This is a genomic window from Wolbachia endosymbiont of Pentidionis agamae (assembly GCF_036711655.1).
In the GTDB taxonomy this organism is placed as follows: Bacteria; Pseudomonadota; Alphaproteobacteria; order Rickettsiales; family Anaplasmataceae; genus JAZHPY01.
This window is the reverse complement of record NZ_JAZHPY010000011.1, coordinates 1-14,452: the sequence shown is the minus strand read 5'-3', so window position 1 is coordinate 14,452 and position 14,452 is coordinate 1. Positions and strand designations below refer to the sequence as shown.

The 14,452-nt window shown below is 30.8% G+C and carries 12 protein-coding genes and 1 tRNA gene; 10 read left to right on the top strand and 3 right to left on the bottom strand.

The genetic code is table 11. From position 1 onward, the window contains the following. From V6U76_RS01320 to hemA, 8 genes are all read left to right on the top strand, one after another. The coding region (locus V6U76_RS01320) for a type IV secretion system protein (protein ID WP_333023221.1) at positions 1–751 on the top strand (751 nt) is incomplete at its 5' end. Continuing rightward, positions 748–3,798: a TrbL/VirB6 family protein gene (locus V6U76_RS01315; protein ID WP_333023220.1), complete on the top strand. Its 3,051-nt coding sequence runs from the start codon at positions 748–750 to the stop codon at positions 3,796–3,798. The genes V6U76_RS01320 and V6U76_RS01315, both read left to right, overlap by 4 nt. A gap of 116 nt (positions 3,799–3,914) precedes the next feature. After that, the gene (locus V6U76_RS01310; protein ID WP_333023219.1) at positions 3,915–7,055 is read left to right on the top strand and encodes a TrbL/VirB6 family protein; all 3,141 of its coding nucleotides are present in this window, start codon (positions 3,915–3,917) and stop codon (positions 7,053–7,055) included. Then, positions 7,045–7,695, top strand: coding sequence for a WD_0853 family protein (locus V6U76_RS01305; protein WP_333023218.1), 651 nt, complete (start codon positions 7,045–7,047; stop codon positions 7,693–7,695). Before V6U76_RS01310 ends, V6U76_RS01305 begins: the two co-directional genes overlap by 11 nt. Positions 7,696–7,751: 56 nt before the next feature. After that, on the top strand, positions 7,752–8,708 hold the full coding sequence (gene mdh, locus V6U76_RS01300) for a malate dehydrogenase (protein WP_333023217.1): 957 nt from the start codon (positions 7,752–7,754) through the stop codon (positions 8,706–8,708). Positions 8,709–8,800: 92 nt separating this feature from the next. Beyond that, positions 8,801–8,874, top strand: a tRNA-Arg gene (locus V6U76_RS01295). A 69-nt stretch (positions 8,875–8,943) separates the two neighbouring features. Continuing rightward, positions 8,944–9,411, top strand: coding sequence for a single-stranded DNA-binding protein (gene ssb / locus V6U76_RS01290; protein WP_333023216.1), 468 nt, complete (start codon positions 8,944–8,946; stop codon positions 9,409–9,411). A 176-nt stretch (positions 9,412–9,587) separates the two neighbouring features. Continuing rightward, positions 9,588–10,775: a 5-aminolevulinate synthase gene (gene hemA / locus V6U76_RS01285; protein ID WP_333023215.1), complete on the top strand. Its 1,188-nt coding sequence runs from the start codon at positions 9,588–9,590 to the stop codon at positions 10,773–10,775. A gap of 71 nt (positions 10,776–10,846) precedes the next feature. Here the strand turns inward: hemA and V6U76_RS01280 are convergent, their stop codons facing one another. Together V6U76_RS01280 and V6U76_RS01275 are read right to left on the bottom strand one after the other, a co-directional pair. Then, positions 10,847–11,425, bottom strand: coding sequence for a hypothetical protein (locus tag V6U76_RS01280; RefSeq protein WP_333023214.1), 579 nt, complete (start codon positions 11,423–11,425; stop codon positions 10,847–10,849). A 185-nt stretch (positions 11,426–11,610) separates the two neighbouring features. After that, positions 11,611–12,510 carry a hypothetical protein gene (locus tag V6U76_RS01275; protein ID WP_333023213.1) on the bottom strand — a complete coding sequence of 300 codons (900 nt, stop codon included), beginning with the start codon at positions 12,508–12,510 and terminating at the stop codon, positions 11,611–11,613. A gap of 337 nt (positions 12,511–12,847) precedes the next feature. On the opposite strand from V6U76_RS01275, the gene V6U76_RS01270 reads away from it, so the two are divergent. Both V6U76_RS01270 and V6U76_RS01265 read left to right on the top strand, forming a co-directional pair. Next, positions 12,848–13,081: a hypothetical protein gene (locus tag V6U76_RS01270; RefSeq protein ID WP_333023212.1), complete on the top strand. Its 234-nt coding sequence runs from the start codon at positions 12,848–12,850 to the stop codon at positions 13,079–13,081. 182 nt (positions 13,082–13,263) lie between these two features. Continuing rightward, positions 13,264–13,455, top strand: coding sequence for a hypothetical protein (locus V6U76_RS01265; protein WP_333023211.1), 192 nt, complete (start codon positions 13,264–13,266; stop codon positions 13,453–13,455). 345 nt (positions 13,456–13,800) lie between these two features. On the opposite strand, the gene V6U76_RS01260 is transcribed toward V6U76_RS01265, so the two are convergent. Next, the gene (locus tag V6U76_RS01260; protein WP_333023210.1) at positions 13,801–14,337 is read right to left on the bottom strand and encodes an ankyrin repeat domain-containing protein; all 537 of its coding nucleotides are present in this window, start codon (positions 14,335–14,337) and stop codon (positions 13,801–13,803) included. Positions 14,338–14,452: the final 115 nt, after the last annotated feature.

Here is a 14,452-nt window from a genome sequence, read left to right as displayed (position 1 = left end):
TATAGATAACAATACGTTTGCATTTCTTGACGTGCCTTTGAATAGATTTCTTCATGCACGATCTTGGCTTCTTATGATATCCTTAATATTTTCTGGTCCCTTAGGAATCGTTGCTTTTGCTTTTGTTATTTGGGGTTTTATTACAATTACATTGTCTATATTCAATGCTTTGTTTGTCCTTTTAACATCAATAGCTATTATTGCATTGTTACTTGCTTTGGCACCTTTATTTATTATTTGTATATTATTTCAACATACAAAAGGTCTTTTTACTAGTTGGATAACTGCCCTTGCAAGAGTTGCAATTCATCCAGTTATACTTTTGTTTTGTTTTGCATTAATAAGTCGGGCTATGGACTACATTATATACTCGATGTTCAATTTTGAAGTTTGCCCACATTGCATATTAGAGCCTAGTTTTGATTTAAAAATTTTTAAATTTTCATTTTGTCTTTTCTCTTATTATGCTTCTAAATTTCCTCCAAATATAGGAGTTATAATAGCGTTTGTAATTTTAGTCCATTCTATGAAAGCATTAATAAAATCTTCTAATGATATAGCAGATGCTTTATTTCATATGATGATGCCAACTCAATCTGCTGGAGGAAAGTATAAGCAGAATTTATTAGGCTTTTTTGGAATGAACCAAGAAAGTCGTGGACGGAGAGGTGGTGGAAGTTCTCCTAGTAGCTCATCAAGTTCAAGTATGCAAAGAAGACCTCCTATACCGCCACCAAGAGGTAGAACATGATAATAAACAAGGGGATATTATTATTAATATTATGTTTTATAGTAACTAGTTGTGATATCGATTGTGTGGAACCTGGATTAAAAGCAAAAAATACCAGTGTAAGCATTGATATCCCAATAGGAATTGAACAAGTCTCAGAAATCTATTGGACCAATTCTAAGCAGGTAATAAACTCTGGAGAAAAAGTAAGATTTAAAGTTGATGGATCAATCAATTTCTGTCCAGCAGATACTACAAATCCTAAAGAAGTGCTAGTGCCAGCTGTATTCTGTGCAGATGGTTCTGTTCCAGACTATAGTAAAGCTAAAAACATACAAGATGCACCAGATAATTATGGGCTCGATGCACAAGAAGTTTGCGGCCCACAAGGATTTGGAAATAGTAATTCTTATAGTTACAGACGCTATGTTGATACAGGAATAAAGGTCAATTCTGGTGACACTTTAAGTTTTAGTTTAGTGCCAAGAGAGGTGACTATTAATTGTGACAATCCAAAAAATCTAAAATTGTTTTCTTTTGATAATAATTGTTATAGAAATCAAAACACTGATGACATAAATAAAGTTACAGCTAGTGATTTATGTAAAGGTGGGAAGTTTTATTGTGGTAATAAGGATAATAAGAGAGAAGAAAAAATTTTTAACTCATTGGAAAGCAGTAAAATAGGAGAAGAACGAAAACAACAAATTCTAGTAGGTAATGGATATACTCCTTATGACAATAAAGTATCTTTTGATTTCAATAGCATAAAAGTACAAGAAGAAATTCCATGGACTATTGGCAAGTTATCAGATTTACGTAAATTTCAAAGAGGGCTAGATAAGTCATGTGATAAAAAATGGACAGTAGGAGATGATCTAAATACTTGGATGGATAAATGTGGTAGAAAAAAAATAAAAAAGTATAGTTCTTATGAACTTAACTGTTATTTTCAAAGAATATGTTACAACAAAGAAGGTATCTGGCATGATGGACTTGCCAGAGAGCATTGCATTTCTTCAATAAGGTATCAAAAGTATGAAAATGGTAATACATGTAATCCGTATCATTATCTCAGAAGAGTTGAATCTTGGATAGAAAATTGTAGTGTTGAACCAAAGTGTGATGCAGTAGATATAGAAAACAATGATCTAAAAAACAATGCTTCGTGGGCAGAAGCTCTTATTGCCAAAATAGGTGATAGTGATGCTACTAATAAGATGAATCATAATTCTAAAGGTCTTCAATGTCTTCCGAAAAAAAAAGGCGCAAATGATAATATGAAATGCTCTAGAAAAACTGATGATGATTTTAAAAAATACTCTTCAGAACTAAGTAAGGATTATACAGTAGATAAAGTTACACCTGGTAGTAATGTAATGCTAGCCATAGCAGACAATAAAAATTTTTACCGTAATAGAGGTGGGTATCATGTAAAAGTTACAAGGTCATGCACAAAAATTAATGGTGAAAAATTATATATGTATTTAGGAGATTCACCTCCACAAAATCTGCAATCGCAAGATATAAAAGAAGTAATACAACTATCAACAGAAAAATTCAATGGAGACGATTACTATGTAATGGATGGAACAAACATACCAGAAGGTGAATACAAAGAAATATATTTTGGTATTGATGTAAGAAATGTTAAGAAAGAAGATTTGATACCAGAAAAAAATGATCCTCAAGGACCTAACTCTTACACAGTGAATTTATTCTTTAAGAAGAGATTAAATAATTTTGTTTCACAGAATATTAATAAAATATTTACAGAATTTAAAGAAATATTTAAATCTGAGTCTAAGTACAAAAAGCATGCAACAAATCTTCTACAGACTGTTAGGGCTGTCTTAATATTATATATAATCTTTTCTGTTATTGCTTATATGCTTGGAACAGCACAGCTAAGCAAGTTTGATTTAGTAATAAGAATAGTGAAGATAGCAGTTATTGCTGTAGTTTTTAGTAATCAAAGTTGGGATTTCTTAGGTAAGAATTTATCTCTATTATTCATTGATAGCAGTAGTTATCTGATTGATAGCTTTTCAGGTTACATAGGAAGTGGAAATACGAGATTTGTATTTTTAGATTTAACAGTAGGGGTTCTATTTTCGGGAGACACTTGGTTGAAGTTTCTTTCGTTGATGCTTGCTGGTCCTTTTGGATTTATTGCATTTCTAACGATACTTTTTGCTACTTTTGTATTCTTAAAATGTATTCTAAGTGCACTAATGAAATATGTGATAGTTCTTATGGTAGGAGCATTCCTAATTTCATTAACTCCACTATTTATTGTATTTATTTTATTTCAGGTAACTAGAGGGTTATTTGATGGATGGATAAAGGCCTTAGCTCACATTGCAGTGCAGCCAATAATTTTGCTTTCAATGCTTTCTATACTAAATCAATTAATGTACTCTATATTATATAATATTACTAATTTCACAGCATGTTATCAATGCTTAATTAGCATGAAAGCTTTTGGAGCTGATGTGTGTTTATTAAAAGCAATGTTGCCACTTGGTTATAATCCTGGAATTACAACAGAAAGTGCAATTAGAAGTGGACAAACAAGTAATAGTGTATATTTTGGTGGTTTGCCTATAGATCTAGTACAAACATTCATATATCTCATTATTGCTTACGCAATGAGCGGGCTTGTAAATGTTTCAGAAACTATGGCACAAGCAATACTCAGCTCTGGTTATGGTGTGAGTGGAGCTGTGAGTCATGCTGCTCACTATGCATCGCAAGCTGCACTATCTACTGTCGGTCTTGATGATAGAACGCAGCAAATGATAAACAATATAAGAAGGTCATCACACACAGATAAGGTAATAATGGAAATACAAAATAAAAAACAGTCAGATGATAAAACAAAAAATACAGATGACAAGAAATCAGAAGATAAAACTGATAAGAAACAAAAAGAAAAAACTAATGAAAAAAGTAGTAAAACTGAGGCTAGTAGTGAAAGAATTATTCCTACCAATAGTAGTACAGATATAGATGAAAGAAATAAAAATTTAAGAAGTGACAGTGATGATAGTAGCAAAGCAGATTAGTATAGATAATAAATTTTACAGATCTTTGAAGTAAAGTTGCATGAAATTATTATTAGAAAAAGTAATTTAGCATGAAAGTGTATTTTAAGAGGGCATTATTTTTTCTAACAAATTTTTTGCCTATTATAATTTTAATAGCTGGTTGCGGAGATGGCATGCCATTTCCTAGGTGCATATCTGCTGATTATTTTGGGCCAAAACCTGTAACAGTTGGTGCTTATTTTTCAAAAGATGATCACAAGGCATTTATGCCAGAAGATGGAAATCCTTTTGATGATAAGGGAGAATATAATTCTGGCTATCATCCTAATCAGGTAATTAGGTGGAAGGATACTGGCTTTGAAACAAATGGGGATACTTTAGTAATTAAAACACAAGGCGCTTGGACTTCATGGTCACAAGGTAATCGTGCGGAATCAAAGAAAAATTATACATTTGAAACTCTTGAGCAGTTAAAATATGGAATAAAATTTGAGGGGAAGAATGAAGAAAATGCACTTCCTAGCTTTAATCTAATCTGCAATCATTACAAGATTGATCGGTCAAAAGAAACTAGTTGTTTTGGTAAAAATTGTAAAGATTTACAAGAAGGAAAAAGTTCTGGTTTACAAGGTGCTCCATGTTGGTTTACTAATGGTCATGGTGCTTATCTGTTATTTTATAGACCAAAAAAGAACGATCCAGATCCTAATGATAACTTAGAACTTATGCGGCACCCTGTGTCTCCTACTATACATTTGGGATATGATTCTAGTGCAGAAGGTGGAGATGGTGTGTTTAGATTAGAAAAAAATGGAGATAAGTTGAAGGATAAAGATTGTAAATCACTTGAACTTAAAGCGGGATGGAAAATATATATAAAAATACTGGATAAATATTATTTAGATAATGTGGGTGGTTATGCTATTGAGTTTTTAAGTGGAGTGAAAGTTACAAATAGTGAAGAGAATATCTTTGACAAAATTTATAAAGAAATAAAAAGGATATTACTGATTTCTGAGGATGGCAGTGGTGCTGCACAACTGATGTTTAAAAGCATAACTAAACAAGGTGGAAGTTTTAATAATTTTGTTATATCAGTGCTTGTTCTGTTCGTAATTATATCATCAATTCTATATTTTATGGGAATGGTGCAAAGTACCATGCACGATTTGCTTATTAGAATGATGAAATTTGCACTTGTAGTTCTGCTTATATCCCCTAATAGCTGGGAATTTTTTTATAACAATTTTTTAAGACTCTTCGTTGATGGATTAGAACAAATTATTAATACAATTACTAATTCTTTGCCAAATTCAATCAACAATGAAGGTCAATTGTTTAAATTTATTGAAGATATGTTCAATAGATTCTTTGCTTATTCAGTATGGACAAAGCTTGGAGCACTCTTTTTTGGCAGTGGAGGAGGATGGGGTTTACTAATTCCATTAATTATAATACCAGTGATATTCATAGGTATAGTTCTTTACTTTTTATTATGTTTGTATGCCTTTATAGTATTTCTCTCTGGTTTTGTAGGTATAGCTTTTCTTATAGCTATAATGCCGCTATTTCTGATTGCTATTCTGTTTGAAAGATTAAAGAGCCTTTTTGAGGAATGGTTAAAGCTATGTATAAATTTCTGCTTGCAAGCCATAATGATATTTACAGTATTATCAATGTTTGCGCTTATCATAATGAATACCTTTTATAGACAACTAGGTTTTACTGTATGCTATAATAGGTTTTTAGAAATAAAGATAAAGCCTCTAGGGCTTTTTTATCTAATAGATCAGAAATATCCTGCTTGGACTGCAGCTCAAATTTTTGTACCTTATACTATCGGTGAAGCTTCAACTTATAATATAGGTACCGAATGTGGTGATGTAAGTAGAACTGGAGGTACACTAAAATTTACAAGCGGTGTAGGATATATACCTGTTCCTCCAGATTATGAGAGAAAAGATTTTCGTTTTATCGACTTTCCTTTTTTTAGTCCTTTTGGTGATAATGATCACTATGTTACAGAAAGTGACCTAATTGTTGAGAAAAATTGTTCTGATAATTCCAAAAATTTAGCACGTTTAGTGAATACATTATCGCATGCGTCAGAAAGACATGATATTTCATCAATTATTATAAAGCTGGAAGAAGAGTTGGGAAGACAATTTCATCCTAGCAATTATACAGCTATTAAACAAGCAATAGATGATTATAGGCAGTCAAGTAATTTTAAGGTTCTGAAAGAAAAAATAACCCTACTCATGAAGAATATTATAGAAAGAAATGGATGTACCATAACAACACTTGATGAAAATTACAAAAACAAAAAATGTAAAGATTCAAATGATTGTAAAGCAAAATATAAAAGTGGAGATTATAGAAGTGAAAATGATTACAAAAGAGTTGAAGACATAAAACGTGGATACTTAATTGACATGGGAGAAATTTTAATATTATTTATGCTTTCATTTCTCATGTTTTCTCTAAGAAAAGTTGTGCAAGAAATTGCCACACTTATTAGTGGTGGTGGTTATAGTATTTATAGTATATCTAGCATGTATGAAGCATCGCCTATAGCTCAGGGTGCAAAAGCACTTCTTGATCAAGGAAAACATAAAGTGCAAGATCTTGTGGGGGGCAAGGCTATAGAACCTTTAGGACGCTGGACTACTGGACTACCTAATAAGCTTGCAGGTGGAACTGCTAATTTACTTGGCAGAATACCTGGTATTGGAGGAGTGTTGAAACAAAGCATCAATATACCACGTAATCTTATTAAATTCGGTGTTGAAGGAACAAAATTTATAACGTCACCTGAATATAAAGCATCAGATGCTCTTTCTAAGCTTTACAAAAAATTTGATATGGATGCAGAACCTATGGATAAAGTTGCTGATAGATATCTAAGATATTATCAAGGCTATGTTGGATCAGTTTTAGGTTACACATTGAAAGATGCGATGAAATTTAATTGGCAACATGGTCTTGATTCTATAAAAGACTCTGAAATTAATTTATTACAAAGGGCAATTATTCATAGAAAGAAATTTTTAGAAAAGCTTCATGACCATACTATAGGGCGCAAGAGAAAGCCACCGAAGAGTAAAAAAGAAGATAAGAAGAAGGCTACTACTAGTGAAGCAGTAAAGCCTACTCAAGGCAAATCAAGCAGTGAAGCAATAAAACTTGCTAAAGATAAACCAAGTGGTGAGCCACAAAAAAGAAAGGGAGTTGAAGAAATGAAGCGTAATGAGGACAATTCAGATGAAGAATAACAATTACTTTAAAGGCCTAAAACATTATGGATTGCATCAAGACAGTGAAGGTAACATTAAATTAAATAGCTACAAAGACATTTTAAATGCACGTAGAGCAAAGGTAGATATGTTGCTTGATAATTGTGATACCAGTAATGTTGACTTTAATAATCTCAATAAAGCTTTAAATGCAAAATTCGCAGAAAACAAGGAGATTCAGCTTAGTATCGAAAGAGAAGACCAAGAGATAGCAGAAGAAGAACAGAAGGTATTTAAAGTTTTAGAAGATCTTGATAATTTAAAAAAAATAAAAGATCAAGATTTAATAAAAGCAAGAGAGTTATTTAGTGAACTTATTTTTTTAGAGAAAAATTTTATAGATTACGCAAATAAAAATGATGAATTTATTGAATTAAGAGATTTATTTCTTGAAAAGAATTCATCTGGAAAAGAATACAGTAAAGAAGAATATATGTCCTTTATTGAAACTATAGAACAAATTAATAATGAGATAGAATATGAAATAGAAAGTAGAAATTTGCATGTTGATCAAAGTAGCAAGAATTCAAGTGAGAATTCAGAGGACAATATAAGTGAAATAATTAGTAATTATGAAGCAAAAAGTTCTGATAATAAAAATTATGGAGAAAAAAAATAGTAGCTGTATTTATAACTATATGAAGATTTATTATTACATAGATATTGGAGGTTTTTATGAAAAATAGGAAAAAAATATCCCTTATTGGTGCAGGGAATATTGGCGGCACTCTTGCGCATATGATTGCATTAAAAAAGCTTGGCGACGTTGTTTTACTTGATATTAATAAAGGTATTCCTCAAGGTAAAGCTCTTGATATCGCAGAATCTTCTTCTATAGATGGTTTTGATATCGATATAATCGGCACTAATCAGTACCAAGATATAGAAGATTCAAATGCAATTATTATAACTGCAGGTATTGCTAGAAAACCAGGAATGAGCAGAGATGATTTGCTTAAAACTAATGCTACAGTAATGAAAGAAGTTGCTCAAAATGTTAAGAAATATTCACCAGATGCATTCGTAATAGTAATTACTAATCCTTTAGATGCAATGGTTTCAGTAGTACATAAGTTTTCAGATATTCCAAACAATATGGTTGTCGGTATGGCAGGTGTTCTTGACTCTGCACGCTTTCGTTATTTTCTTGCAAAAGAATTAAATGTTTCTATCCAAGATATATCTGCATTTGTTCTTGGAGGACATGGTGACACTATGGTACCACTTGTTAGTTATTCTTCCGTAGCTGGTATTCCGCTGACTGAGATCATTAATCTAGGTCTTATTACACAAGAGAAAGTTGATTCAATAATTAAACGTACTCGTAATGCAGGAGGAGAAATAGTTGAATTACTTGGGTCAGGTTCAGCATATTATTCACCAGCATCCTCAGCTGTATGTATGTTAGAAGCATACTTACATGATACAAGACGTATTTTACCATGTGCTGCTTATCTTAATGGTGAATATGGAATAAAAAACTTATTCATTGGTATACCTGCAATTATAGGTAAGAATGGTATTGAAAAAGTCATTGAAGTTAAAATGAATGATCATGAACAAGAGATGTTTGAAAAATCTGTAGATGCAGTAAAAGAGCTTATAAAATACATAGATAAAATGTCAATATGAGATGTGTGCTCTATATATCTTTAATTGTCATAAATAAATTGAGAGAGTTTTAAAGTTGACAGTAAATTTTCTCATCTCAATACTTGTGAAGTGTGCTTATAGCTCAGCTGGATAGAGCATTGCCCTCCGAAGGCAAAGGCCGTGGGTTCAAATCCCTCTAAGCACGCTTTAAATTAAGTTTGACAAATGTTAAGTTATCAAATAATAATTAAAGTTAAGTATAATTAAAGCTAATATGTCTAATGGTACTGTCAATAAAGTTATATTAATTGGAAATTTGGGAAGAGATCCTGAGATTAGAGCTACGCAAAATGGGAAAGAAATGGCTGCATTTTCAATTGCTACATCTGAAAGTTGGGTTGATAAGCTCTCAGGTACGCGTTCTGAAAAAACAGAATGGCATAACATAGTGGTTTTCAATGATGGGCTAGTAAAGTTAATAAAGGATTATGTAAAAAAAGGTAATAAAGTTTATATTGAGGGTACTTTAAGGACAAGGAAATGGGTTGACCAAAATAATAATGAAAGATATATCACAGAAGTTGTATTGCAGAATTTTAATAGTGTATTCTCTATACTTGATTCAAAAGGCAGTCAACCAATTGTAAATAATCAAGAAATGAAGAAGGAACAACAAAATCCTTATGAAAATTTTGATCAAGAAACAGAAAACGAGCTAATCGATGATGAAATACCGTTTTAAAGCGATTTTATGAATTATTTTCATGGATGTTTTAGATCTAACTTTAGAAATTGGTATGGTGTAAAAATACATGTATTAATTTCTTTTTATGGTTATTGCAATTTTTGCAGTTAGTCTTTTAGTAGCAATTGAAAAGAAATACACTATAATTTTTATTAATGAAATAAGTACAGTATATGGTCGATTATGAAAAAATATTTTCAAGCAAGATAGATGATATAAAAAGGGAGGGTCGTTACCGTAAATTTACTCACTTTGCTTCTCTACCAGGTGGTCTACCTTATACTATGGATTATGAAAAAAATCGTAAAATAATAGTTTGGTGTAGCAATAATTATTTAGGAATGGCACAGAATGAAAGTGTGATATCCACTCTAAATTCATCAGTGCAGGTTGGCGCTGGAGGTACAAGGAATATATCTGGTACTACAAAAGAAGTTGTTGAATTAGAACAATCTTTAGCAAATCTTCATAATAAGGAAGATGCATTAACTTTTGCATGTGGTTACCTAGCTAATCAGACTACAATTAGTACTTTATCATCCATTATTCCTAACGTAATAATTTTTTCAGATGAGAAAAATCATTCTTCAATAATAGAAGGAATAAAAGCTGGTAGAAGACCGAAACATATATTCAAGCATAATGATGTTAATCATTTAGAGCAATTATTGAAGTCTGTAGATAAGAATATACCTAAGATGATAATTTTTGAATCTGTATATTCCATGGATGGTGATATAGCACCTATCAAAGAAATATGTGATCTTGCTGATAAATATAGAGCAATTACTTATTTAGATGAAGTTCATGCAGTTGGGCTATATGGAGGTAGAGGTGGAGGAATAGCAGAAGAATATAATTTAATGGATAGAGTTACTGTTATTCAGGGTACATTATCTAAAGCTTTTGGAGTAATGGGTGGTTATATAGCATCCTCAAAAAGTTTAATTGATGTCATAAGAAGCTCAGCTCCTGGATTTATTTTTACTACAGCTTTATCACCAGCCCTTGCATCAGCAGCAAAATCTAGCATAGAACATTTAAAATCAAGCAACATTGAAAGAGAGCAACATAAAATAGTCATTACAAAAGTAAAGACTGCTCTTCAAAATGCAGGCATTAATTTTATTCCTACAAAAACTCATATTATTCCAATAATAATCGGTGATCCTTCATTATCTAAGAAAGCGTCAGGTATTTTATTTGATGAATATGGAATATATGTACAACATATAAATTACCCTACTGTTCCAAAAGGAACAGAGCGTTTTAGGATTACACCTACTCCTTATCATACTGAAGATATGATAGCACATTTAACAGAATCTTTAGTGAAGGTTTTTGAAAAGTTATCTATATAGCTTAAGTATCTTCACTAATTTTAAAGAATCTTTATTTACTTTTACTACCTGATTTTACTCAACAAACCTAATCATACTTTCTTTACTAAGTTTTCTTTTATATTTGTAACACTTTCTTTCGTATCGTTAAGCCTAGTACTAGGTACTGCCTCTGTTATCTTTTGCAGTACATCTAGATGTATACCTAAAGTATTATGTTCCATTTTTACTAAATCTCCTAAATTAATAAGTGGATTTGATATTAATTCCTCTAACTGTTCTTCCATCTCATCAAATCCTTGCACCTTTCGCAGTTCCTTTTCTATTATTTGCAGTTCCTCTTGTTTCTTTTCTTGTTCTCCATTCCATATCTCTACTTGTTCCTTACTAGTTTTTAATAATTCGTAGGTATCACATAACTCTTGATATAATTCATCATTTGGAAGATCGCACTTTTTACTTTTAACTTCATTTTTAGCTTCTTCAATTTTCTTCTTTATAAGTTTCATTTGTATATTTAGGTGAGATTTTTTATTCCTATTAAGATGTGATATGTCACATATAATAAACATGCTTTCAATATAAGAGTTGATGTTTTTTATCTCTTCTCGTATACGCTTAACATCTTTTTGCTTAGAATCCTTATCGGCTTTACTCAGTACCATTTCCAAAATTGCTTGAGCGAAGATATAATGTTCATTATACTTAGTAATGATATCTTTAATTTTTTCATCTTTAAATACAGTATATTGCCCTTGCTTTACGATGTCTGATGCACAATTATTTAGTGTCTCTCTCAGCTGATTATCAAATTTTCTAGCATAACTTGATGAATGTTTTTTTACATTACCCTTATCTATTCCTTGTCGCAGAATTTCTTTATTTTCTTTTCTTCGTTGTTTTCTCGCTCTTTTCTTTTTTGTATTTTTTCTACTATTTCTTGTTTTATTACCTCATCATCTTTATGAACAGTAGGATTTTGCTGTTGTAATAAATCAAGTTGAGATTCTATTTTTTGCTGTAACTTGGAATAATGACTTTTAAAACCATTTAACTTTTCTTCAATGTCCTTTAACTTATCAGTTGCTTTTTCACAAATACTCTTTAATTCACTACATTTTTTTTCAATTTCTTCATATGTATTTACTGCATTAATATCACTAATAAATTCATTTATTCTTTCCTGCATTTTTGCCCGTAAATTGTTGTTTGTTAATACTCCCTGTTTAACTAATATATCTTGTGCTTGTACACTTCTATTACATTTTAAGAACTTTTCTTGCTCTTCCTTCTTTTTTGTTATTTTATCTTTTATCTTGTTTGCTTGTTCTTTATTTATACTTTTGTTCTTTAGTAAATTCTCAAATTCTTCTATGGAAAATGCAGTTCTAGATTCTTCATCCCATTCTAGCTTATTATAAGCAACTTCTTCTCTTGACTTAGCTTCTGCTTTGAGAGATTCCTTATTATACTCGTATTCCTTTATTAAAGCACCCAAACCCTCCAGATTTGATGTAAATTTATTACAATCTTCATCTAAATTTAAAAAATCTTTTCTTCTATTATTCCAGTCTACATGAAGCTGCTTCAATTCTTTTGAATCATTTTTTACATCTTGAAAATTCTTTTTATATTCCTTTATTACTTCAAGACGTTTATTAGATCTTTCTTCTAATTTAGAACATCTCTTAATTAAGTGTTTAAATTCATCTTGATTAAATCTATCTTTTAATTTGTTGAGACCATTTGAATGCATAATCTTATCATATATATAAATAATATTATTATTTTAATAAATATTCTATTCTTGTCAAGAAAATATATGATGACCTTTTTATATAAAAACAGGTTCATGAAGATATTACAAATCAACAAGTGCATCTTTACTCAATTTGTTTTCCTTCTGCCATTTGCTTTTTCATTTGTTTTATATAATTCTTTATTGTTTTTTATTCCTATAATCTATAAAACTTCTCTTCTTTTAGCTCTTTCTACTACTTCATATTTCTAACTTTAAAATTACCAACAAATTTAGTTGACTTTCTAATAATTTTAACTAATATATATATATTATATTAATAAATAGAAAAATTATGAACGTACAATCACCGAATTTACCTGCTAATGGTAGAAAACGTACTACTGAAGAGGATATATTATACATAATTCTATTCTTAACAGGATCAATGTCATGTATTGGGCTTGTTACAGCCTTTTCTACTATTCCAACATATATTCTTTTTCCTGGAGTAGATACAGCTGTACTAGATGCTGTTGCATTAGTTTCATTATCAGTTTTTTTATATCTGCTACAGCCTTTCTTGTAACTGAGTATTGCTTACGTAAACATGAGAAGGCGGAAGAGGCAAAACTTCAACTAAATCATTATCTTAACGACCAAGAGATAAAACGTAAACAAAATCCTTTTGAAGGGATACAAGAAGTATTTGTAAGTTTTTTAAAAACTATATGGAATACTGAAGTAATTACAAATATTCTAAAGGATCCAATGTTTAAAGAACTTTTTGAAGGGATACAAAAAGCATTTGTTAGTAACGAATTGTTGCAACAAACATATCAACAAGAATTTCTGAGAGCATGTTTGAGAATCAATAATTCATCAACTCCTGGAAGCAGCTTGGATTCACCTGATGTGAATGCAGTAGGTGGAGGAGCATTGCAAGGTATTTCTAATAACTGATATTGAAATAAGTATTAGTGTTTTTATAAAAACACTGACACTTCAGGAAAAATGTAACACTTGTTATGCCTCTGTATTACCAAGTGAACTCCCATAAGCTACTGCTTTTAAGCAAAATTATCCGTTAGGCTTGATTTTAATAAAAGAATTGAACTAAGCAACCTTCTTACTTAGCATTGAGAGCAAAAAAACTCTGAATATTATTATCTACCTTGAGACTGAGAGTGCCAATGAACTAAAGTGCCTGAAAGTTAAGTAGGCACTTCATCCCCACAAAAATAACGCCTGAGAATTTCTTCATTAGAAGTATAATTTAGAGAAATGTTACCATTTTTATCTTTAATATCACAATTTGCACCATGTGTAATTAAATATTCCATTATACTCTCTTTCAATAGCGTGATGCAGAGCAGCCTTGCCATCTCTATCCTGAGCATTAACATTAGCTCCTTTTGTCAATAAAGACTTAACTGTACCTTCATAGTCCACTTTAGTCCCATATTCTATGAAAGAGACATGTACTCTATAGCCACTTTTAGCAGCACATATCAAAGCATTGTTATTATACTTATCTTGATGATTAATATTAGCTCCTGCTTTAATTAAATACTCCACTATATCTTTAAAGCACATTTTAGCAGCAATCATTAAAGCAGTTTTACCATCATTATCTCGAGCATAAATGTCAGAACCTTCTTCAATCAAAAATTCAATTACATTCACATTGCCAAGTTGAGCAGCATGCATTAAAGCAGTGCAAGAATACAAATCGTCATGAAAATTAATATCAGCTCCTGCAGCAAGTGCTGTTTTTATACCTTCCAAATCCCCTTTTCTTGCCGCAGCAATTAGTTTGTTATTTAATTCATATTTATGTTCCATAAATTTCTCCATAGATGTTTATAACATAACTATGTTATATAAGATATTAAATATAATATCAAGATATTAATTAATTTAAATAAGAGAAAAACTTATCATTATTTCTCTTATTTAA

Excerpts from the sequence above, each read along its gene's own strand:
- ssb (WP_333023216.1), top strand. The coding sequence starts at position 8,944 with ATGTCTAATGGTACTGTCAATAAAGTTATATTAATTGGAAATTTGGGA.
- hemA (WP_333023215.1), top strand. The coding sequence starts at position 9,588 with ATGGTCGATTATGAAAAAATATTTTCAAGCAAGATAGATGATATAAAA.
- V6U76_RS01315 (WP_333023220.1), top strand. The coding sequence starts at position 748 with ATGATAATAAACAAGGGGATATTATTATTAATATTATGTTTTATAGTA.
- V6U76_RS01275 (WP_333023213.1), bottom strand. The coding sequence starts at position 12,510 with ATGCATTCAAATGGTCTCAACAAATTAAAAGATAGATTTAATCAAGAT.
- V6U76_RS01265 (WP_333023211.1), top strand. The coding sequence starts at position 13,264 with ATGTTTAAAGAACTTTTTGAAGGGATACAAAAAGCATTTGTTAGTAAC.
- mdh (WP_333023217.1), top strand. The coding sequence starts at position 7,752 with ATGAAAAATAGGAAAAAAATATCCCTTATTGGTGCAGGGAATATTGGC.
- V6U76_RS01305 (WP_333023218.1), top strand. The coding sequence starts at position 7,045 with ATGAAGAATAACAATTACTTTAAAGGCCTAAAACATTATGGATTGCAT.
- V6U76_RS01270 (WP_333023212.1), top strand. The coding sequence starts at position 12,848 with ATGAACGTACAATCACCGAATTTACCTGCTAATGGTAGAAAACGTACT.
- V6U76_RS01260 (WP_333023210.1), bottom strand. The coding sequence starts at position 14,337 with ATGGAACATAAATATGAATTAAATAACAAACTAATTGCTGCGGCAAGA.